We start from the raw sequence: 20,956 nt of genomic DNA on the forward strand, positions 1-20,956 counted from the left end.
AGGCCCTGGTGAGACTGGCGGTCAGCACGCTGGGGATGCCCGGCGAAGGGCTCGGCCGGGCCGTGGAGCTCGCGGCGCGGCACGGGTGCGAGGGGCTGGAGCTGCGCCTGCACCCGGACACCGGGGTGCACGCCGGGCTGGACGCGGCGGAGCGGCGGGCGGTGCGGTCCAGGGTGGCGGGCGCGGGCCTGGAGATCGCCGCCTTGGCGGGATATGTCAGGATCTGTGAGCCGGGGCCGGACGAGCCGGTCACCGATGCCCTCCTCGCCGACCTGCGCCTGGCCGCCGACCTGGGCGCGCCCGGGGTGCGGGTGTTCCCGCGCGGCGCGGACCCGGCGATCGGTGCGCGCCGGCTGCAGGCGGTCGCCGAGAGCGCCGCCGGGCTCGGCGTCCGGGTGCTCGTCGAGACGCACGACGCGATGGCGACCTGCGCGGCCGTGGCCGGGCTGCTCGACGCGGCTGCCCGCCCCGGCGTCACGGGCGCGATCTGGGACCTGCTGCACCCCTGGCGGCACGGTGAGCCGCCGGCCGAGTCGCTGGCCGCGCTCGGCCCGCACCTCGCGTACGTGCAGATCAAGGACGCGGTCTCGGCCGAGGACACCACGCCGGTCCCCCTGGGGACGGGCTCGGTGCCGCTGGAGGAGGCGGGGGCCCTGCTGCGCGCGGCCGGCTACACCGGCTGGGTGTCGCTGGAGTGGGAGCGGACGTGGTATCCGCACGTCGCGCCGGTCGAGGAGATCCTGCCGGGCGCGGCGGCCTGGGTGCGGCGCTTCGCGGGGTGAACCGACCGGATTGTGCCGCTTAGATAGCGGTATGTCCGCATCTAACTTGGCAAGATCCAACACGGCGAGGAACAAGGTCCTCGTGGTCGGCATGGACGGGCTGCGCTTCGACCTGCTGGCCGCCTCGGGCGCGCCCGTCCTGAGCGCGCTGATGTCCGCCGGCGCGTACGGCACCAGCATGCTCCCGTACGGCGAGGCCGCCGCGCCGCGTACCGAGTCGATCGGCGAGGTCGTGCCGAAGAGCCCCGAACCGGGCGACGGCGGCAGCGTCGTGGCCCGGGCGATCCGCTCGCGCACCGACTCGGGCCCCGGCTGGTCGTCCATCGCGACCGGGGTGTGGCCCGACAAGCACGGCGTCGTGGACAACGCCTTCACTGACCCCCGATTCATGAAATTTCCGGACTTCCTGACGCGGGCGAAGAACGTCCGCCCCGACCTGGTGACCTCGGCGTTCTTCTCCTGGGCCGCGCTCGCCGAGCACGGAGCCTTCGGCCCGGCCATCGACCACCGTTTCGTCCTCGACGGCTACACCTGCGAGGGCGGCTGGAGCGCGGCCGACGAGCGGGTGACCGCCGCCGCGGAGCGCCACCTCGGCGACGACGACCCCGACGCGGTCTTCGTCTACCTCGGCGACACCGACGAGGTCGCCCACGAGCTCGGCCCCCACTGCCCCGAGTACGCCGCCGCGCTCCAGACCCAGGACGCGCACCTCGGCCGCCTGCTGGACGCCGTGCGTGCCCGGCCGGCGTACCGCGAGGAGCACTGGACGGTCCTCGTCACCACCGACCACGGCCACGTGGACGAGGGCGGCCACGGCGGCGTCTCGGACGAGGAGCGCACGGTCTTCGTCATCGCCCACCACCTCGGCCGGGACCTCGGCGGGCGGCGGCTCGCCGCTCCGCGCCTGGTGGACGTGGGCCCGACGGCCCTGGCCGCGCTGGGCGTGCCGATCGAGCCGGCCTGGGACCTGGACGGCGCGCCCCTGGAGCCGTGATCGATTTTCATCGGGTGTTGAATTTCTGCCCGGCAGGCGTGACACTGGTGACACGACGCTGAACGGCAGGGGTGCGCGCGATGAACACGGCACTGGACTTCTCCGAGATCGACGGCGGCATGCTCGCCGAGGTCGGCGGCAAGGCCGCCAACCTCGGCGAGCTCACCCGCGCGGGGCTGCCCGTCCCGCCCGGCTGGGTGCTGACCACCGACGCCTACGGCCTGGCCGCCACCGGCCTCGACCTCACGCCGGACGGCACGCTCGCCGAGCGCGCCCGGCGGCACCTGTTGGAGGCCCCCGTCCCCGACGCCGTCCACGAGACGATCGTCAAGCACTACGCGGCGCTCGGCCCCGACGTGGCGGTGGCCGTGCGCTCGTCGGCCACCGCCGAGGACCTGCCGTTCGCCAGCTTCGCCGGGCAGCAGGACACCTTTCTCAACGTCGTCGGGGCCGAGGCCGTGGTCGAGGCCGTACGCCGCTGCTGGGCCTCGCTCTGGACCGACCGGGCGGTGGCCTACCGCGAGGCCAACGGCATCGACCACGCCGCCGTCCGCCTCGCCGTGGTCGTCCAGGTCATGGTGGACGCGCGGGTGGCGGGCGTGATGTTCACCGCGAACCCGGTGACCGGACGGCGGTGCGAGACCGTCATCGACGCCAGCCCCGGGCTCGGCGAGGCCGTCGTCTCCGGCGCGGTCAACCCCGACCGCTTCGTGGCGTACGACGGCGAGATCCTGGAGCGCCGGGCCGGCGACAAGCGCGTGGCCATCCGCCCGCTGCCCGGCGGCGGCACCGTACGCGTCGAAACCTCTCACGACGAGTTCTGCCTCACCGACGCCGAGGTGCTGCGCCTGGCCGAGCTGGGCCGCCGCGTCGAGGACCACTACGGCGCCCCCCAGGACACCGAGTGGGCCGTCGACGCCGGCGGCGAGCTCTGGCTCACCCAGGCCAGGCCGATCACCACGCTCTACCCGCTGCCCGAGCCGGCCCGGCCCGGCCTGCGCGTCTACTTCTCGCTCAACGTCATCCAGGGCGTCATGGGCCCGCTCACCCCGATGGGGCTGGCGGCGTTCCGGGTGATCGGCGGGGGAGCGGCGGGCATCGTCGGCCACGGCCCCGCCGACCCGCTCGACGGCCCGGCCTTCATGGCCGTCTCCGGGCAGCGCCTCTGGCTCGACCTCACCACCCCGCTGCGCAGCCGCCCCGGCCGGGCCATCCTGCCGCGCGCCCTCACCCTCGGCGAGGCCCGCGGCGTGGCCCTCGTACGGCGGCTGTTCGACGATCCGCGCCTGGAGCTCGCCCGCTCCTCGCGCCGCCCGTTCCTGCGTGGCCTGGCCCGCTTCGCCCGGCGCGTCCACCTGCCCTCGCGGGTGTTCCTGGCGCTCACCTCACCGCGACGCGCGCTCGGCTACACCCGGCGGGTCGGCGAGGTGCTCGACCGGCGGCTGCGGGTGCCCGCCACCGCCACGCCCGCGCAACGCCTGGACCACGCCGAGCGGCTGCTGGCCGCCACGTTCCCGTCGATCGTCTCCGTGATGCCGATCGTGCTCACGGGCTACGGCCTGTTCGCGCTGGCCGGCCGGCTCTCCGGCCTGCCGCTGGCCGAGATGCAGGACGTGCTGCGCGGCCTCCCGCACAACCCCACCACCGAGATGGACCTGAAGCTGTGGGACCTGGCCACCCGCGTCGAGCCGGAGCCGTTCACGGAGCTGACGGTCGCCGAGCTGGTGCGTCGCTACGAGGCCGGCGAGCTGCCGCCGGTCGCGCAGCGCGGCGTCGCCGCGTTCCTCGCCGAGTACGGCCACCGCGGCGTCGCCGAGATCGACCTCGGCGTGCCCCGCTGGTCGGAGGAGCCCGCCCACATCCTCGGCGCGCTGGCCAACTACCTGCGCATGGACGCCGGCTCCGATCTCGCGCCCGCCGCGCTGTTCGCCAAGGGCGAGGCCCAGGCGCGGGCGGCCGCGGCCCGCGTGACCGCCGCGGCCCGCGGCAGGGGCCGGTGGCGGGCCCCGGTGACGCGGTTCGCGCTGCGACGCACGCGTACCTATGCCGGGCTGCGCGAGCTGCCCAAGTTCTACCTCGTCAAGGCGCTGTCCGGGGTCCGGCACAGCCTGCTCGCCGTCGGGGAGCACCTGACCGGGCTGGGCGTGCTGGACGCCCCCGGCGACGTGTTCTTCCTCGACCTGCGCGAGACCAGGGCCGCGCTGGCCGGCGGCGACCTGCGGGAGCTGGTGGCGCGGCGCAGGGCGGAGCACGAGCGGGAGTCGCGCCGCCGCCACGTGCCCCGGATGCTGCTGTCCGACGGCACCGAGCCCGAGGCGCTGGCCTCCCCGGCGCCCGAGGGCGCGCTCGTCGGCACCGCGGCCTCGGCCGGCACGGTCACCGGCCGCGCCCGCGTCGTGCTCGACCCCGTCGGCGCGCACCTGGAGCCGGGCGAGATCCTGGTCTGCCCGTCCACCGACCCGGGCTGGACGCCGCTGTTCCTGACGGCGGGCGGGCTGGTCATGGAGATGGGCGGGGCCATGTCGCACGGCGCGGTGGTGGCCCGCGAGTACGGCATCCCGGCCGTCGTGGGCGTCGCCGACGCCACCCACCGGATCACGACCGGGCAGGAGATCGAGCTCGACGGCGCGGCCGGCACCGTGACAGCCCGCCCGGGGCCGGATCAGGCCAGGACGACCTCCGCGTAGCGGGCCTTCATGGTGGCCAGCACCTTGTCAGGGTCGGCGGCCCAGACGTCGGCGTTGAAGATCTCCACCTCGACGTCGCCGGTGTAGCCGGCGTCCAGGACCGCGCGGGTGATCGGCGGGAAGTCGATCACCCCGTCGCCCATCATGCCCCGCCCGAGCAGCACGTCCGCCGGCAGCGGATGCAGGTAGTCGCACACCTGGTAGCTCGCGATCCGGCGGCCGGCCCGCGCCACGTCGGCGAACAGGCGCGGGTCCCACCACACGTGGAAGGTGTCCACCACCACGCCGACCTGCTCCTCCGGGTAGGCCAGGGCCAGGTCGAGCGCCTGGCCCAGCGTGGACAGCACCGCCCGGTCGGGGCAGTAGATCGGGTGCAGCGGCTCCAGGGCGAGCTTGACGCCCCGCTCCCCGGCGTACGGCGCCAGCTCGGCCAGCGCCTCGGCCACCCGCTCCCGCGCGCCCGCCAGGTCCCGCCCGGCCGTCTCCGTCAGCGGCTCGCCCGGCTTGATCCCGGGCAGGCCGCCGACCACCAGCACCAGGCAGGCCGCCTCCAGCTCGGCCGCCTCGTCGATGGCCCGCCGGTTGTCGGCCAGCGCGGCGGCGAACGCCTCGCCGCCCGTCGTCAGGAAGCCGCCCCTGCACAGGGACGACACCCGCAGGCCGGCGTCACGTACCAGCTTGGCGCTGGCCGCGAGGCCCTGCTCGGCCACCTTCTCCCGCCACAGCCCGATCGCCTCCAGGCCGTGCCGCGCGCAGCCGTCCACGGCCTCGGCCACGGACCAGCGCCGCGTCGTCCACTGGTTGAGTGACAGGCTCACCGGCCGTTCACCGCCAGCAGCGCCGACATGCGGCGCACCGCGAGCTCCGGATCGGCCAGCAGCCCCGCCTGGTCGGCCAGGCGGAACACCTCGGCCAGGTGGAGCAGCGAGCGGGCCGACTGCGCGCCGTTGACCATGGCGAAGGCGTCCTGGTGGCCGTTCAGCCAGGACAGGAAGACGATGCCGGTCTTGTAGTGGTAGGTCGGCGACTCGAAGATCTTGCGCGACAGCGGGACCGTCGGGGCCAGGATCGCCTCGTAGCGGGCCCTGGCGGCCTCGTCGCCCGCCTCGGCGGCGTCCAGCTCGCGCAGCGCGGCCGCGGCCGCGGGGGCGATGGCGTCGAAGATGCCGAGCAGCGCGTGCGAGCCGCCGGCGATCAGCGACGGATAGTTGAAGTCGTCGCCGGTGTAGAGCCGCACGCCCTCGGGGAGCGCGGCGCGCAGCCGCACCTCGTGCTCCTCGTCCAGCAGCGACACCTTGACGCCGTCCACCATCGCGGCGTGGGCGTGCACCAGCTCCAGGAACGACTCCGTCGCCGCCGCCACGTCCCGCGAGCCCCAGTAGCCGGCCAGCTGCGGATCGAACATCTCGCCCAGCCAGTGCAGGATCACCGGGCGCCCGGCCAGGCCGAAGAGCTTGGCGTACACGCGGTGGTAGTCGGCGGGGCCCGTGGCGACCCTGGCGAGCTGGCGGGAGGCCATGACGATCACGCCCGCCCCCGCCGACTGGACGGTCTCGATCTGCTCGGCGTAGGCGGCGGTGATCGCGTCCAGATCGGCGGCGTCCGGCGCGTGGTCGGTGCCCGCGCCGCACGACACCAGCGTGGCCGGGTCGCCGAGCGTACGGGCCTCGGCGGCGGTGCGCCGGATCAGCTCGGCGGTCGCCGCCCAGTCCAGACCCATGTTGCGCTGCGCGGTGTCCATCGCGTCAGCGATCCGCAGGCCGTGCGCCCACAGGTGGTGACGGAAGCGGAGGGTGGCGTCCCAGTCCACGGCGGCGGGGGAGCCGGGCGTGTTGTCGCCGAGCGGGTCGGCCACCACGTGGGCGGCGGCGTAGGCGACGCGGCTCGCGGCCGGCGCGGCCGACACCGCCCAGTCCGTACGCTCCCGCACCGTGTACGCGCCGTGCCCCGGCAGGTCGATCCTCACAGCTGCGGCACCTCGATCCTGCGGCCCTCGGCCGACGAGCGCAGCCCCAGCTCGGCGAGCTGGACGCCCCGCGCCCCCGAGGCGAAGTCGTTGGGGAAGGGCGCGTCCTCCAGCACGTGCCGGACGAACCCCTCCCACTGGATCTTGAACCCGTTGTCGAACTCCCCGTTGTCCGGCACCTCCTGCCAGTCGTCCCGGAAGCGCGCGGTGACCGGCAGGTCGGGGTTCCAGACCGGCTTCGGCGTGGCCGAGCGGTGCTGGACGCGGCAGTTGCGCAGGCCCGCGACGGCGCTGCCGTGCGTGCCGTCCACCTGGAACTCCACCAGCTCGTCGCGGTTCACGCGGACCGTCCAGGACGAGTTGATCTGCGCGATGACGCCGCCTTCGAGCTCGAACACACCGTACGCGGCGTCGTCCGCGGTGGCCTGGTAGGTCGCGCCCTGCTCGTCCACCCGGGACGGGATGTGCGTCACGGCGCGGGCGTAGACCGACTCGACCCGGCCGAACAGGTTCTCCAGCACGTAGTGCCAGTGCGGGAACATGTCGAGCACGATGCCGCCGCCGTCCTCGGCGCGGTAGTTCCAGGACGGGCGCTGGGCCTCCTGCCAGTCGCCCTCGAACACCCAGTAGCCGAACTCGCCGCGCACCGACAGGATCCGGCCGAAGAAGCCGCCGTCGATCAGCCGCTTCAGCTTCAGCAGGCCGGGCAGGAACAGCTTGTCCTGCACCACGCCGTTCTTGACGCCCTTGGCGGTGGCGGCCTCGGCCAGCGCGACCGCCTCCTGCGCCGACTCGGCCGTGGGCTTCTCGGCGTAGATGTGCTTGCCCGCCTCGATGGCCTTCAGCACGGCCTTCACACGGGCGCTGGTCACCTGGGCGTCGAAGTAGATCAGGTTGTCGTCGTCGGCGAGGGCGGCGTCGAGGTCGGTGGTGAAGTCGGGGATCGCGTGCCTGGCCGCGATGTCCGCGAGCTTGCCGGCGCTCCTGCCGACGAGGACGGGCCGCAGCTTCACCCGCTCGCCGTCCGAGAGCGTCACACCGCCCTGCTCGTTGATGGCCAGGACGGAACGGACCAGGTGCTGGCGGTAGCCCATCCGTCCGGTGACGCCGTTCATCACGACGCCGATGGTGCGCACGCTCATAGGGATCCCTTCAAGGACAAAATGGGGAAAGCGCTTTCCCGAACGGTACGGCTGCGCGCCCGAACGCGTCAAGCCCCCTCACGGCGCCTGGACGGATCTCCAGGACTCCACGGTCGCCTCGGCGATGAGCTCGATGCGGTGTCCGTACGCCTGATGCCCGTCGAACACGAAGCTGCCGTCCCTGAACGGCAACCCGCAGAACGAGGCGCGGAAGCGCCCGGGAGGCCCGCCGGGCGGGAGCGGCCCGTACGCCGCCAAGGGGCTCGTGTCGTAGCCCGCCCGCGCCCTGTGACTGTTCCTGGCCACCTGACGAGCCGCCACGCGAAGGAGCGCGTCAAGGCCCTGGTCCAGGTAGAGCTGCAACTGGCGGAACTGCCCGTCAAGGTACTTCTCGTGGGCTGCGGAAGGATGCTGCAGGAGATACGCGCAGACCACGGGCGCGTGCCACCTGTACATCTGCGGATCGGCCTGCTCCTCGGAGAGGACGGCGTGGTAGTAGTCCACGCACAGGCCCAGCGGGCCGGCGACCGCGCCGCAGTCGCACCGGCCGCCGGCGGGGCTCTCTGTCATGATCTGCAACCTAGGTGGCCGGCAGAAGCGGTCTCATGATCACAGAGAGGATCACGAGACCGCTTCTGTGCGAGGGGTCAGAGTTCGCCGCGGATCCGCAACCGGGACAGCGCCTTGGCGATGAGGTGAGCGGTGAGGGAGATCTGCCACTCCCGTGCGCCCAGGGCGCGCAGCCGCCCGGCCACGGTCTCGTCGTCGAGATCGTCGGGAGGCTCCCAGGTGAGCCGGCGCACCGCGTCCGGCTGCAGCAGGTTCTCGGTCGGCATGTGGTGCTCGTCGGCCAGCGCCGCGATGACGGCCCGCGCCGCGGCCAGGCGCTTGGCGGCGGCCGGGTCGCGGTCGGCCCAGCGGTTGGGCGGCGGCGGCCCGTCGCCCGGCGTGCTGGGGGCGGGGAGCTGGCTGTCGGGCAGGTTGCGGGCGCGGTGGACGGCGGCCAGCCAGTCGCTCATGTGCCGCCGGGCGCTGCGCCCGGTGAAGGCGGAGATCTCGGTCAGCGCCTTCTTGGTGCGCGGTCCTTCCAGCGCCGCCGTGACGATGGCCGCGTCGGGGAGCACCCGCCCCGGAGCGAGGTCGGCCTCGCGGGCGATGCGGTCACGCATGAGCCACAGCTCGCGCACGATGGCGAGGGCCCGCACGTTGCGTACCTTGTGGATGCCCGAGGTGCGCCGCCACGGGTCGGAGCGCGGCACGGGCGGCGGCGTGCCGAGCACGGCGGCGAACTCCTCGCGCGCCCACTCCAGCTTGCCGCTCTCGGCGAGTTGCGCGTGGAGCACGTCACGGAGCTCGACCAGCACCTCGACGTCGAGCGCCGCGTAGCGCAGCCAGTCTTCCGGCAGCGGCCGGGTGGACCAGTCGGCGGCCGAGTGGCCCTTCTCCAGCCGCAGCCCGAGCACGGTCTCCACCATCGTGCCGAGCCCCACCCGCTCGTAGCCGAGCAGCCGCCCGGCGAGCTCGGTGTCGAACATCTCCCGGGGCCGGAAGCCCACCTCCAGCAGGCACGGCAGGTCCTGCGAGGCGGCGTGCAGCACGATCTCCGCCTCGGCCACCGCGGCGTCCAGCGCGGACAGGTCGGGGCAGGCGATCGGGTCGATCAGCGCGGTGCCCGATCCCGCCCGGCGGAGCTGCACCAGGTAGGCGCGGTTGCCGTAGCGGTAGCCTGAGGCACGTTCGGCGTCCACGGCGACGGGCCCTTCGCCCGCGGCGAAACGCTCCACCATCCGCGCCAGGCCGTCCGCGTCGGCGATCACCGGCGGGATGCCCTCGCGGGGTTCGAGCAGCGGCTCGACGGTTCGTTCTTCTGTCATGAGTTCACCGACCTCATGACGCTCGTGCGGTGTCGACTGGTGCCCTCACTTCGTACGGTCACTCTCCGGATCATCACGTCGCCGGGGCAGCGCGGCCACGTCCGGCGGGAGCGGCGGGATGCCCGCGGCCAGGCACATCAGGTCGCACCAGGCGGCGACATGGCCGGACAGATCCTCCTGTGCGGGAGACCAGGAGGCTCTCAGCTCCAGCTCGGTCGTGACCGGATCCTCGGCCTTGTTGCCGAACCCCTCGGACACGGCTCTAGTCACGGTACCGCCGGCGGCCGAGTAGTCGGCCTGATGGGACTCCAGAGTCTCGGTGAGCCAGCTCCACACGACCGGCCCGAGCAGCGGGTCGGAGGTGATCTCCGGCTCCATGTCGGCCCTGACGTAGGCCACCAGCCGGAACGGCCCCTCCCAGCCGCGCTGGCCGTCGGGGTCGTAGAGGAGGATCAGCCGGCCGACCGCGAGCTCGTCGTCGTCGCGGTAGACGGACGCGCCGATGGCGGCCGAGTAGGGGGCCAGCCGCTGGGGTGCGGGCAGGTCCTCCAGCTCGATCTCCGGCCGGACCTCGGACAGCCGGAGGCTCTGGGCCGCGCGCAGGAACGTGGCCGGAGGCGGTGGCTGGTCACCGAGTGGCATAGCCGAAGCGTAGGTCGATGTCGGGCGGAAGGGGACCACGGGGGTGCGCATCCTTGGTGATCAAGCCAAAGCCGTAACAAGCTGGCGAACCGGTCGGGCGGTCTCGGCGGAGCCGAGGATGATCGCGTGGCCGCAGCCGGAGCAGGCCCACTCGGGGCACTCGCCCGGCTCGTGCCCGTCAAGGCACGGGGGCTGCTCGAAGGGCCGATCGCCACCGCAGGAAGCGCAGCGCTCACTACGGCGCTCTGGGGAACTCCACAACGCGGACATCGCAACGGGGCCTTTCTTCGGGTCGTGGCTCCGACGTTGGCACGAGCCGCTGACAATTCCCCGCAACGCGCTCGGCGTGTCCCGAAAGTGGTCGCTGAATCGGTGCCGCGCGGTGGGTTGGCGAACATTTGACACAGCCGGGACCGGCTCTCTGCCCGGCCGTGGGGTGTGCTCGACTCGCGCGGGACGCCGATGCCGAGCAGACCGGTAAACCTTCATCTTGCTATCTGATCATGATTTTGGGTGTCCAATGCATCTTTTTCCGACACCGCGCGTCTTCTCGCACCGATGACAGGACCGGTGCCCCGACATGGCACCCTTGATGGGTGAATCTCGCCGACTCCGCGTTCCTGCGTGCCTGCCGCCGCCAGCCCGTTCCGCACACCCCGGTCTGGTACATGCGCCAGGCGGGGCGCTCGCTGCCGGAATACCTCAAGGTGCGTGAGGGCGTCCCCATGCTCACCGCGTGCGCGACCCCCGAGCTGATCGTCGAGATCACCATGCAGCCGGTCCGCCGCTACGGCGTCGACGCCGCCATCTACTTCAGCGACATCGTGGTGCCGCTCAAGGCCATCGGCATCGACCTCGACATCAAGCCGGGGGTCGGGCCGGTCGTGGCCGACCCCATCCGCGACGCCAAGGGGCTCGCGGCGCTGCGGCCGCTGGAGCCGGACGACGTGCCGTTCGTGACCGAGTCGATCCGGGCGCTCACCGGCGAGCTGGGCGGCACACCGCTGATCGGGTTCGCGGGAGCGCCGTTCACGCTGGGGTCCTATCTGATCGAGGGTGGCCCGTCGAAGAACCACGACCGCACCAAGGCCATGATGTACGGCGCCCCCGAGCTCTGGCACGACCTCATGGAGCGGCTGACCGGCATCGTCCTTGCGCACCTGCGCGTCCAGGTGGCGGCCGGCGCCTCGGCCGTGCAGCTCTTCGACTCCTGGGTCGGCGCGGTGGCCCCCGCCGACTACCGCGAGTTCATCCTGCCGCACACCCGGCGCATCTTCGAGGGCCTCACGGACGTCCCGCGCATCCACTTCGGCGTCGGCACCGGCGAGCTGCTCGGCCTGCTCGGCGAGGCGGGCGCCGACGTCGTGGGCGTCGACTGGCGGGTGCCGCTCGACGAGGCGGCCCGCCGCGTGGGGCCGGGCAAGGCGCTGCAGGGCAACCTCGACCCGGCCGTGCTGCTCGCCCCGTGGGAGGTCGTCGAGCGCAAGGCGCGCGAGGTGCTGCGGCAGGGGCGCGCCGCCGAGGGGCACGTGTTCAACCTCGGCCACGGCGTCCTGCCCTCGACCGACCCCGACCAGCTCAAGCGCCTCACCGACCTGGTCCACGAGCACACCGCCTGACCCGGCTCACGCGGCCTTGGGGTCCGGACCGGCCTTGAGGTCCGGACCGCTCGGGCCCCTCGGACCGCTCGGACCGCTCGGGCCGGACGGACCGCTCGGACCGCTCGGACCGCTCGGGCCGGACGGACCGCTCGGACCGCTCGGGCCGGACGGGGGAGCGGCGGGCACGCGGCCACGCCGGGCGCGGTCGCGGCGTACCAGGTAGACCAGCAGCGCCACCAGCGGCAGCGAGATCAGCAGCCACGGCAGCACCGCGCCGAGCAGCGTGAGCAGCACCACCAGGCTGGAGAGCAGCGCCTTCCAGCCGCTCTTCAGCCCGGCGAGGAACCCGTCGGACTCCTCCTCGGGCTGCGCCGCCTCGGCCACCGGCCCGAGCAGCCGCAGCGTGAGCGTGGCCATCGCGACCTGCGTGGCCAGCTCCTTCTGCTGCGCCTGCAACGACTCCAGGTCCGCCTCGCGGCTGGCGATCTCGCGCTCGACGTCCAGCACCTGGCCGATCGTGTCGGCCCGCTTCAGCAGCGTACGCAGTGACTCCAGCGACCGCTCGGCCGACTTGAGCCGGCTCTCGACGTCGGCGACCTGGAGCGTGACGTCCTGGGTGGACTGCTTCATGGAGATCTGGGTGCCGAGCTCCTTGCCGAGCCGGCCGAGCGCGGCGTTGTAGCCGGTCGGCGGGATCTTGAACTCCAGCGTCGCGGTCTCCCGCGCCTTGCTGGCCGAGCTGCTCTGCTCGCTGGACAGGTAGCCGCCGGCCGCGGTGACGATCTGCTTGGCCTGCTCGACGGCGTCGCCGACCTGCTTGACCCGGACGGTCATGCTGCCGGTGTAGATGACCTGGCGGTCCTGGCTGGTCACCTTGACGTCGGAGACCAGGCCCGCCTGATCGGCCTTGGCGTCGCGCCGGATCGCCTTCGAGGCCGTGGGCATCGCCGTGGGCATCGGCCGGGCCTCTGCCGCCATGTCCTGCTGCGCCACCGCGGGCGCGGACGCGCTCTGGATCGTGGCTCCGCCCCCGCCGCAGCCCGCCAGGAGCAGAACGGCTGCCGCGAGCGATGACGTGATGCCGTACCGGATTCTCCTCATGCCTTGAAGACGGTTCGGCGGGCCGATCGGTTTGATGGCATGAATCACGGTCCGGTCACGCGCCCCGCGCAGGTGGGCGGGGCGCCGAGACGGTAGCGTCAGGAGGCGTGGAAGGGAATCGAGCGCACGTCGTCGTGATCGGCGGAGGGATCTCCGGCCTCGCCGCGGCGTGGTACATCCGCCAGGGCGCGGACGAACGGGTCAAGGTCACCGTGCTGGAGTCGAGCCCGCGCATCGGCGGCAAGCTGCACGCCTCCGAGGTCGCCGGGGTGAGCGTGGACGCCGGCGCGGAGGCCATGCTGGCCCGCCGCCCCGAGGGCGGCGAGCTGGCGAGGGCGGTCGGCCTCGGCGACGAGCTGGTCTTCCCCGGCACCACCAGCTCGGCCATCTACTCCAGGGGCGCCCTGCACGCCATGCCGAAGGGCCAGGTCATGGGCGTGCCCGCCGACCTGACCGAGCTGGCGAAGTCCGGCATCATCTCGCCCGCCGGGCTGCTGCGCGTGCCGCTCGACCAGATCCTGCCCGCGACGCTCGTACGCACCGACGTGTCCGTGGCCGCCTACATCCGCGCCAGGATGGGCGGCGAGATCGTCGACCGGCTGGTCGAGCCGCTGCTCGGCGGCGTCTACGCGGGCCGCGCCGACCTGCTCTCGCTGGAGGCCACGATGCCCCGCGTGGCGGCCGCGGCCCGCGCCGAGCGCTCGCTGCTGTCGGCCGCCCGCCACCTGGTCGAGGAGACCCCCAAGAACGCCGGGCCGGTCTTCACGACGCTGCGCGGCGGCGTCGGCACGCTGCCCGAGGCGGTCGCCAAGGCGTCGGGGGCCGACGTCAGGACCGGCGTCACCGTACGCGAGCTGCGCCGCGCCGGGCAGGGCTGGCGCCTGGTGACCGGGCCGGTGCCGAGGCCCGAGACCGTCGAGGCCGACGCCGTGATCGTCGCCGCGCCGAGCCCCGCCGCCGCCCGCCTGCTCCAGGACGAGGTGCCGAAGGCGGCGGCCGAGCTGGCCAGGATCGAGCACGCCAGCATGGCCGTCGTCACGCTCGCCTACCCGCTGTCGGCGTTCCCACAGCCGCCCGCCCGCAGCGGCTACCTCGTGCCGCCCGTCGAGCGCCGCCCGGTCAAGGCGGTGACGTTCAGCTCCGTGAAGTGGCCCCACCTGGCCAAGGACCTGGTGATCCTGCGCTGCTCGATCGGCCGCCTCGGCGAGGAGCACCTGCTCCAGCGCGAGGACGCCGAGCTGGTGTCGCTCGCCATCGCCGAGATGGCCGAGGTGATGGGCGCGCGCGGCCTGCCGGTCGACAGCCGGGTCACCCGCTGGGGAGGCGGGCTGCCTCAATACAACGTGGGCCACCTCGACCGGGTGGCCCGGGTGCGCGCGGCGGTCGCGGTCGAGCCGGGGCTCGCCGTGTGCGGGGCGGCCTACGACGGCATCGGCATCCCGGCCTGCATCGGCACCGCCCGTACGGCGGCCGCCCGGATCTTGGACCAGTTGTCCCAGCGAGGAGAAGAGGAACGTTGACATCCTCCCCCTCGTGAACGAGGGGGATTCCGGCCGTCACCGGTCGGTCTTCCTGCTTCACCGCCGGTCGCCCCGCCCGAGAGGAGGACTCCCGTTGAGGTCTTACACCAGCTCCACAGGCGTTTCAGCTCTCCGCCAGCCCGGCGGCGAGCAGCATGTTCTGGGCCGCGTTCACCTCCCGGTCATGCACCGCGCCACACGCACAGACCCACACCCGGACGCTCAACGGCATCTCTTCCCGCAGCGTCCCGCAGAGCGAGCACAGCTTGGAGGAGGGGAAGAAGCGGTCTGCGACCGCCAGTGTGCGGCGGTACCAGTCCGTCTTGTACTCCAGCATGCGCCGCAGCTCCCGCCAGCCGGCGTCGGAGATGGCGCGGGCCAGGGCATGGTTCTTGAGCAGGTTGCGGACGGTCAGGTCCTCCACGGCGATCACTTGATTTTCGCGTACCAGCCGTGTGGTGACCTTGTGCAGGTAGTCCCGGCGCCGGTCGGCGATCCGGGCATGCACCCGTGCCACCTTCAGCCGGGCCTTGGCCCGGTTCTTCGACCCCTTCTCCTTGCGGGCCAGCGCCCGCTGCGCCTTGGCCAGCCTGCGCCGCTCACGCCGCTCATGACGCGGGTTGGCGATCTGCTCACCGCACGACAGCGTCAGCAGCGCGGTCAGGCCCGCGTCCAGACCTGTCGACCGCTCGACCGGCGGCAAGGGCGCGATCTTCTCCTCAACCAGGAGGGACACGAACCACCGCCCGGCCGGGTCCCTGGACACGGTGACCGTGGACGGCTCGGCCCCCTCGGGCAGCGGGCGCGACCACACGATGTCCAGCGGCGCGCTCATCTTGGCCAGGGTGAGCCGGCCGTCCCGCCAGCGGAACGCCGAACGGGTGTATTCCGCCGATGCCCGCGACCGCTTCTTGCTCTTGAACGTCGGGTATTTGGCCCGTTTAGCGAAGAAGTTCGCGAACGCCGCCTGCAGATGCCGCAGCGTCTGCTGCAGCGGCACCGACGACACCTCGTTCAGAAACGCCAGCTCGGGTGTCTTCTTCCAGGCGGTCAGCGTCGCAGACGACTCGGTGTAGGAGACGCCGCGGCCTTCCATGTAGGCGCGGGCCCGCTCTTCGAGTGCTTTGTTGTAGACCAGGCGTACGCAGCCGAACGTCCGGACAAGCTGTTCGGCCTGTTCGGGGGTCGGGTAGAAGCGGTACTTGTAGGCCCGCTTCACGAGCTGCGCCACCTTTCGATTGTATGTGCGAGGTCACTCGCGCACCGGCCGATTGCGAAAGACGACGGCGGTGCGCCTGACGGCGTATCGCCTGCTCCTGCCCTGCTGCGCAGGAGTCCGATTTCTCCCCCGCCTGAAGGCGGGGGTCTCCTCGGAGGTATCTGATGACAGAAGGAGCTCCGCGGCCGAAGGCCCGCGATCTCAACCAGGTGATCCGCTACACCATGTGGTCGGTCTTCCAGGCGACCGAGCCGTGCCCCGCCGACCGCGACGGCCTGGCGGGCGAGGTCGAGGAGCTGCTGGAGCAGGCCGCGGGCAAGGACGTCGTGACCAGGGGGGTCTACGACGTCTCCGGGCTGCGGGCCGACGCCGACTTCATGTTCTGGTGGCACGCGCCGACGCCGGAGGATCTGCAGGACGTCTACTCCCGCTTCCGCCGTACGGCGCTCGGCCGGCACAGCAGGCCCGTCTGGTCGGCGATGGCGCTGCACCGGCCGGCCGAGTTCAACAAGTCGCACATCCCGGCCTTCCTCGCCGAGGAGGAGCCGCGCGCCTACGTCAGCGTCTACCCGTTCGTCCGCTCCTACGAGTGGTACCTCCTGGAGGACTCCGAGCGGCGGGCGATGCTGGCCGAGCACGGCCGGATGGCGCGCGACTACCCCGACGTGCGGGCCAACACCGTCTCCTGCTTCTCGCTCAACGACTACGAGTGGATGCTCGCCTTCGAGGCCGACGAGCTGCACCGCATCGTCGACCTCATGCGTACGCTGCGCGGCGCCTCGGCCCGCCGCCACACCCGGGTCGAGATCCCGTTCTACACCGGCGCCCGCAAGCCGGTGCGCGAGCTGGTCGAAGCCCTTCCCTAGCGGGCTTCATCGCGACAGGGCGGCGCGCAGGCGCCACGCGCCGAGCGTGAGGAGCGCCGCCGCGTAGCAGGCCAGCACGCCGAGCTGCGGCAGGACGCCGGCCGGGCCGGCGTCCCCGCGCAGCAGCTCGGCGAAGCCGTCCAGGGCCCAGGCGTGCGGGGTGATGTGCGCGAGCAGGCGCATGGGTGCGGGGAAGAACTCCAGCGGCGCCATCGCGCCGCCGATCGCGGCCAGGCCCAGGCCGAGCAGCAGGCCCAGCGCGCTCGCCTGCTGCTCGGTGCGCGCCGCCGCCCCGAGCAGCATCGCGGCCCCACCGCTCACCAGCGCGAACGCCACCAGCAGCGCGGCCGCGCCGGCCGGGTCACCCCAGCGCACCCCGAACAGCAGCGCCGACCCGGCCATGATGACCAGGCCCTGGAGCAGGGCCACGCCCACCCGGCCCGCGGCCTCGCCGAGCAGGATGACATGGACCGGCACCGGGGCGGCGTACATCCGGCGCGAGATCCCGAGCCGGCGCGTCTCGATGACCGCCGAGGCGGCGTTCAGCGAGGTCAGGAACATGAACAGGAGCAGTTGCGAGGTCGCGGCGCTGTCGTAGCCGCCCAGAGGGGGCGGGCCGGCCGCCCCGGCGGCGCTCACGGCGACCGTGACGCCGGGCGCGGGAGCGGCCTCCGCCTTCGCCACCAGCTCGTCGAAGCCGCCGGAGACGCCGGCGCTCCGCGCGTGCGCGGCGGCCCGCGCCGGCATCGTCACCCGCGCGACCACGGCGTTCAGCGCGGCGCCGAGCCGGCGGGCCGCGGGCTCGTCCCGGCCGATGAACGCCAGCGTGACGGGGGTGTAGGAGCGCAGCGCGCGGTCGTACCCGGCTGGGACGATCAGCGCGCCGGCCAGTCTGCCGTGCTCGACCGCGTCGCGGGCCTCGGCGTCGCCGCTCACCGGCACGATGCGGTGCCCGGTCGCCTCCAGTGCCCGTACCAGCTCGGCCGCCCGCGGGCCGCCGTCGGCGTCCACGACGCCGAGCGGGGGACGGAAGCCGGAGCCGAACGACAGCCCCAACACCATGATCAGCACGATCGGGAAGATGATCACGAAGAAGACGTTCGTCCGGTCGCGGAAGAGCCGGACCAGGTTCGCCCAGGCGATCGCCCCGGCGGCACGCGCGATCGTCATGGCCGCAGCATCCTTCCCGCCCGCAGGAGCGCGACCCCGGTCGTGACCGCCGCGAAGGCGAGCAGCGCCAGCGTCGGCCCCGGCGCTACCGCGGGCGCGTGCTCCCCGTGCAGGTCGGCGAGGCCCTCCAGGAACCAGCGGTGCGGCGTGAGCAGGCTGAGCGCGGCGAACCCGCCGCCGAGCTGCTGCACGGGCACGAACACGCCGCCGAGCACGCCGAACAGCACCGCGACGACGCTCTGCAGGTTGCCCGCCTGCTCGGCGGTCCTCGCCACCGTCGCCACCAGCGCCATGACCCCGGTCGCGGCCAGCACGCCCGTCACGACGAGCAGCCCCACGCCCAGCGGATGGCCCCAGCGCGCGCCCAGCAGCAGCGCGGCGGCGCTCATGAGGACGGCCGTGGCGGCGACGCCCACCACGAACCCCGTCAGCAGCTTGGCCAGCGCGATCGCGGCCCGCGGGACCGGCGCGGCCAGCAGCCGGGCCAGGGTGCCGTCGCGGCGCTCGTCCAGGATCGAGCTGAAGCCGAACTGCACGGTGAAGAAGAGGAAGAACACCGCCATCCCGGCCGCGAACCCCTCCGCCAGTGAGAGCTGCCGCCGCTCCGCCCCCAGGTCCTCGACCGTGACCGGGCGGGGGACCAGCGTCGCCCCCTCGAACGTCCCGCCGTCCACGACCGCGAGCGTCACCTGCACGTAGCGGACCTCGGCGGCGAACGACTCGGCGATCGCGCGGGCCACGTACGCGCCCTGGCCGGAGTCGCCGATGACCTGGAGGGTCGTAGGCCGGCCGCCGGTCACCGCGTCGCTGAACCCGGGCGGGACGACGTAGGCGGCGTCCGCCTCGCCCCGCTCCACCGCCGCGCGCGCCTCCCGCTCGTCCGCGACCGGGCGCAACCTGATGACGCCGCCCCGCTCCAGGGGGAGCAGCGCCTGCTCGGCGAACGCGGTGACGACCGGCCCGCCGTCCCGGTCGGCCAGCGCGAGCGTCGGCGCCGGCTGGGCGTCGATGCCCCTGAACACCAGGCTGAACACGGCCGCCAGGGCGAACGGCACCACCAGCGCGAGCAGGAACAGCGAGCGGTCGCGTACCCGCTGGCGCAGGTCCTTGGCCATGACGAGGAGGGTCGCGCGCATGTCAGTCCCGCAGCGCCTTGCCGGTGAGGTGCAGGAACACCGACTCCAGGTTCGGCTCGTGCACCTCGGCCGCGCGTACGGTCACGCCCGCGTCCGTGGCCGCGCCGAGCACCCGGGGCAGCGCCCGGCCGGCGTCCTCGACCATCACCTCGACGCGGCCCTCGTGCCCGGTGGCCGCGCGCACCTCGGGCAGCGCCAGCAGCGACGGGACCACCCGCGGTCCCTCGACCGTCAGCGTGATCCGGTCCAGCTCGCCCACCAGGCCGACCAGCTCCCTGCGGGTGCCCTCGGCCCTGATCCGGCCGAGGTCGAGGATGCCGATGCGATCGCAGAGGCGTTCGGCCTCCTCCATGTAGTGGGTGGTGTAGAGGATCGCGGTGCCCTCGCCGGCGAGCGCGGCGACGCTCTCCAGGATGGCGTTGCGGCTCTGCGGATCGACGCCCGCGGTGGGCTCGTCCAGGATCAGCAGGGGCGGTCGGTGCAGGAGGCCGACGCCGATGTTGAGCCGGCGCTTCATGCCGCCGGAGAAGTTCTTGACGGCGTCCTCGGCCCGGTCGGTGAGGCCGACGACGGCCAGCACCTCGTCGATGCGGCGGCGGGCCTCGGCGCGGCCCAGGCCGTGGAGGCGGGCGAAGAAGCGCAGGTTCTCGCGGGCGGTGAGGTCGGGGTAGAGGGCGAGCTCCTGGGGGACGTAGCCGATGCGGCGCTTGCCCCAGGTGCTCGACGGGCCATGCGGACGGCCGCAGACGAGCACCTCGCCGCCGTCGCGGTCGAGGATCCCGGCGATCATCGAGATCGTGGTCGTCTTGCCCGCGCCGTTGGGGCCCAGCAGTCCGTACGTCTCGCCGGCGGTGATGGCGAAGCTGACGTCGGCGACCGCCACGAGATCGCCGAACGTCTTGCGTAACTCATGACATTTCAGGATCTCGTCCTGGGCCACAACCGTAGTGTGATCGTAGGCGTCCTACACCGGCAAGCCCCGATCCGGGGCCCACGGGGGTGAGGAGGCCGCGATGCGACCATCCGGCAAGCCCCGCCACACGCCGGACCTGGATCCGGCACGGCGGGAACAGATCCCGCGGCCGGGAAGCCGCAGGCACGCGGCCGGCCGGCACGCCGCCCGGCGCCCGCGCGGCCTGTGGGGGCGCGGGCCGTGGTGGCGCGGGCTGCGGGAGGGCGAGGCGCGGGAGCGTGGGGCGCGGGAGGGCGGCCTGCGGGAGCGCGGCCGGCGGGGCCGTGGGGCGCGGAAAAATGCGGCCCGTCCGGCTCCTGCGCGTTCGGCGGTCGCGATGGTCGTGGGGGCGCTCGTGCTGGCCGGGGGAGTGGCGTGGGCGCTCGCCGGCGGCGGGGTGTTCGGCGGCGCGGTGGCCGGCGGCGGGACGAGCGGTCCGGGACCGGCCGCGCTGCCGGGCGGGACGCTGCCGGACGGTCCGGCGTCATCCGGGCGAGGGGACGGTACGGGGCCGCGAGCGGGCGTCCCGTCCGCGGCGAGCGACGCGGACCGGCCGGCGGACCCAGGGGGTCCGGGCTCGTCCGCCACGTCCGGGGGAACTGCGGACCCAGGGGGTCCGGGCTCGTCGGCCACCTCCCGGGGAACCGCCGCCCCCAGGCGGACCGCCGCCGCGACGGGCGCGCTCAACGGCGGAGCCGCCACGGCCGGGCCGGTCCCGGGCACCGCCGCCACCGGCCAGGCCGCGATCCCCGGCGCCACCCCACCCCAGGACGAGGGCCTGCTCGCCATCCCCGGCACGGACACGGCCGACGACCACAGCACCGACGACCACAGCATCGACGACTACCGCACTGACAGCTACAGCACCGATGGCTATCGGGCCGACGGCCCGTCCTCGCACACCGACCACCGCGCGATGGACTACTTCCGCGCGCACTGGAGCCCCGCCGACCGGGCTCAGAGCCGCGTCACGGACATCCGCTCCGTCGGCGGATATTTACGCATCTACACAAACCTGCCGGAGTCCGCGCGCAACTCCCGCGCCGCCGTCGTCCTGTGCGAACGCGGCATGGACTACCTGCGCGCCGCCGGAGCGGCCAGGCGCGTGGTGTTCGTGCACGCGCGGCTCGGCGGGAACGGCAACCCCGTGCTCGCCAACATCCTCGGCCCCTCCGACCGCAGCTGCACCCTCACCCACCGCGCCCCGGAATGAGGGGTCAACGCACCCGTACGCGCGTCTTCGAGCACACCTCGCACCGCTGGGTGACGACCCGGCCGATGGTCTCGATCGTCACCCACCGGTG

The 20,956-nt window shown here is 73.5% G+C and carries 17 protein-coding genes and 1 pseudogene; 7 read left to right on the forward strand and 11 right to left on the reverse strand.

Annotated elements, in window-relative coordinates; translation table 11 throughout:
* Window positions 1-8 precede the first annotated feature (8 nt).
* From SMD20_RS01070 to SMD20_RS01080, 3 genes are all read left to right on the forward strand, one after another.
* Window positions 9-782 (forward strand): sugar phosphate isomerase/epimerase family protein, encoded by a 774-nt coding sequence (locus SMD20_RS01070; RefSeq protein WP_329573906.1) that lies wholly within the window; start codon window positions 9-11, stop codon window positions 780-782.
* Between the two features lie 46 nt (window positions 783-828).
* Window positions 829-1,776, forward strand: a complete 948-nt coding sequence (locus SMD20_RS01075; protein WP_329573908.1) for an alkaline phosphatase family protein — start codon at window positions 829-831, stop codon at window positions 1,774-1,776.
* 80 nt (window positions 1,777-1,856) lie between these two features.
* A complete protein-coding gene (locus SMD20_RS01080; protein WP_329573909.1) occupies window positions 1,857-4,463 on the forward strand; it encodes a PEP/pyruvate-binding domain-containing protein in 2,607 nt (868 codons plus the stop codon).
* Here SMD20_RS01080 and SMD20_RS01085 read toward each other — a convergent pair.
* The 6 genes from SMD20_RS01085 to SMD20_RS01110 all read right to left on the reverse strand — a co-directional run bounded on the left by SMD20_RS01085 (window position 4,439) and on the right by SMD20_RS01110 (window position 10,087).
* Complete coding sequence (locus tag SMD20_RS01085) at window positions 4,439-5,281, reverse strand: sugar phosphate isomerase/epimerase family protein (RefSeq protein ID WP_329573910.1); 843 nt, start codon at window positions 5,279-5,281, stop codon at window positions 4,439-4,441. The two genes, SMD20_RS01080 and SMD20_RS01085, sit on opposite strands and share 25 nt — an antisense overlap.
* The gene (locus SMD20_RS01090) at window positions 5,278-6,429 is read right to left on the reverse strand and encodes a dihydrodipicolinate synthase family protein (protein WP_442942427.1); all 1,152 of its coding nucleotides are present in this window, start codon (window positions 6,427-6,429) and stop codon (window positions 5,278-5,280) included. Before SMD20_RS01090 ends, SMD20_RS01085 begins: the two co-directional genes overlap by 4 nt.
* Window positions 6,426-7,571, reverse strand: a complete 1,146-nt coding sequence (locus SMD20_RS01095) for a Gfo/Idh/MocA family protein (protein ID WP_329573912.1) — start codon at window positions 7,569-7,571, stop codon at window positions 6,426-6,428. The genes SMD20_RS01090 and SMD20_RS01095 overlap by 4 nt, the downstream gene beginning before the upstream one ends.
* Before the next feature lie 78 nt (window positions 7,572-7,649).
* A complete protein-coding gene (locus SMD20_RS01100; RefSeq protein ID WP_329573914.1) occupies window positions 7,650-8,141 on the reverse strand; it encodes a DUF5946 family protein in 492 nt (163 codons plus the stop codon).
* A gap of 77 nt (window positions 8,142-8,218) precedes the next feature.
* On the reverse strand, window positions 8,219-9,445 hold the full coding sequence (locus SMD20_RS01105; RefSeq protein WP_329573916.1) for a ribonuclease D: 1,227 nt from the start codon (window positions 9,443-9,445) through the stop codon (window positions 8,219-8,221).
* 45 nt (window positions 9,446-9,490) lie between these two features.
* Complete coding sequence (locus SMD20_RS01110) at window positions 9,491-10,087, reverse strand: DUF3000 domain-containing protein (RefSeq protein ID WP_329573918.1); 597 nt, start codon at window positions 10,085-10,087, stop codon at window positions 9,491-9,493.
* 620 nt (window positions 10,088-10,707) lie between these two features.
* Between SMD20_RS01110 and hemE the strand changes: the two genes are divergently transcribed.
* Window positions 10,708-11,706 (forward strand): uroporphyrinogen decarboxylase, encoded by a 999-nt coding sequence (hemE, locus tag SMD20_RS01115; RefSeq protein WP_329592385.1) that lies wholly within the window; start codon window positions 10,708-10,710, stop codon window positions 11,704-11,706.
* Window positions 11,707-11,712: 6 nt separating this feature from the next.
* Here hemE and SMD20_RS01120 read toward each other — a convergent pair whose 3' ends face one another.
* Window positions 11,713-12,789: a DUF4349 domain-containing protein gene (locus tag SMD20_RS01120; RefSeq protein ID WP_329573919.1), complete on the reverse strand. Its 1,077-nt coding sequence runs from the start codon at window positions 12,787-12,789 to the stop codon at window positions 11,713-11,715.
* Between the two features lie 107 nt (window positions 12,790-12,896).
* Here SMD20_RS01120 and hemG point away from each other — a divergent pair, with 107 nt between their 5' ends.
* A complete protein-coding gene (hemG, locus tag SMD20_RS01125) occupies window positions 12,897-14,309 on the forward strand; it encodes a protoporphyrinogen oxidase (RefSeq protein ID WP_329573921.1) in 1,413 nt (470 codons plus the stop codon).
* A gap of 34 nt (window positions 14,310-14,343) precedes the next feature.
* On the opposite strand, the pseudogene SMD20_RS01130 reads toward hemG, so the two are convergent.
* Window positions 14,344-15,540: pseudogene (locus SMD20_RS01130) on the reverse strand (RNA-guided endonuclease InsQ/TnpB family protein); the annotation flags it as partial.
* 152 nt (window positions 15,541-15,692) lie between these two features.
* On the opposite strand from SMD20_RS01130, the gene hemQ reads away from it, so the two are divergent.
* A complete protein-coding gene (gene hemQ, locus SMD20_RS01135) occupies window positions 15,693-16,394 on the forward strand; it encodes a hydrogen peroxide-dependent heme synthase (protein WP_329573923.1) in 702 nt (233 codons plus the stop codon).
* A 6-nt stretch (window positions 16,395-16,400) separates the two neighbouring features.
* Here hemQ and SMD20_RS01140 read toward each other — a convergent pair whose 3' ends face one another.
* From SMD20_RS01140 to SMD20_RS01150, 3 genes are read right to left on the reverse strand one after another with little or no spacing between them, the layout of a single operon-like run.
* Window positions 16,401-17,564, reverse strand: a complete 1,164-nt coding sequence (locus SMD20_RS01140) for an ABC transporter permease (protein ID WP_329573925.1) — start codon at window positions 17,562-17,564, stop codon at window positions 16,401-16,403.
* Window positions 17,561-18,700 (reverse strand): ABC transporter permease, encoded by a 1,140-nt coding sequence (locus SMD20_RS01145; RefSeq protein ID WP_329573927.1) that lies wholly within the window; start codon window positions 18,698-18,700, stop codon window positions 17,561-17,563. The genes SMD20_RS01140 and SMD20_RS01145 overlap by 4 nt, the downstream gene beginning before the upstream one ends.
* A gap of 1 nt (window position 18,701) precedes the next feature.
* Window positions 18,702-19,640, reverse strand: a complete 939-nt coding sequence (locus SMD20_RS01150; protein ID WP_329573929.1) for an ABC transporter ATP-binding protein — start codon at window positions 19,638-19,640, stop codon at window positions 18,702-18,704.
* A 73-nt stretch (window positions 19,641-19,713) separates the two neighbouring features.
* Here SMD20_RS01150 and SMD20_RS01155 point away from each other — a divergent pair, with 73 nt between their 5' ends.
* Window positions 19,714-20,865 (forward strand): hypothetical protein, encoded by a 1,152-nt coding sequence (locus SMD20_RS01155; RefSeq protein WP_329573930.1) that lies wholly within the window; start codon window positions 19,714-19,716, stop codon window positions 20,863-20,865.
* The last annotated feature ends 91 nt before the right edge of the window (window positions 20,866-20,956 follow it).

It is taken from the genome of Nonomuraea sp. LP-02 (assembly GCF_036289125.1).
In the GTDB taxonomy this organism is placed as follows: Bacteria; Actinomycetota; Actinomycetes; order Streptosporangiales; family Streptosporangiaceae; genus Nonomuraea; species Nonomuraea bangladeshensis.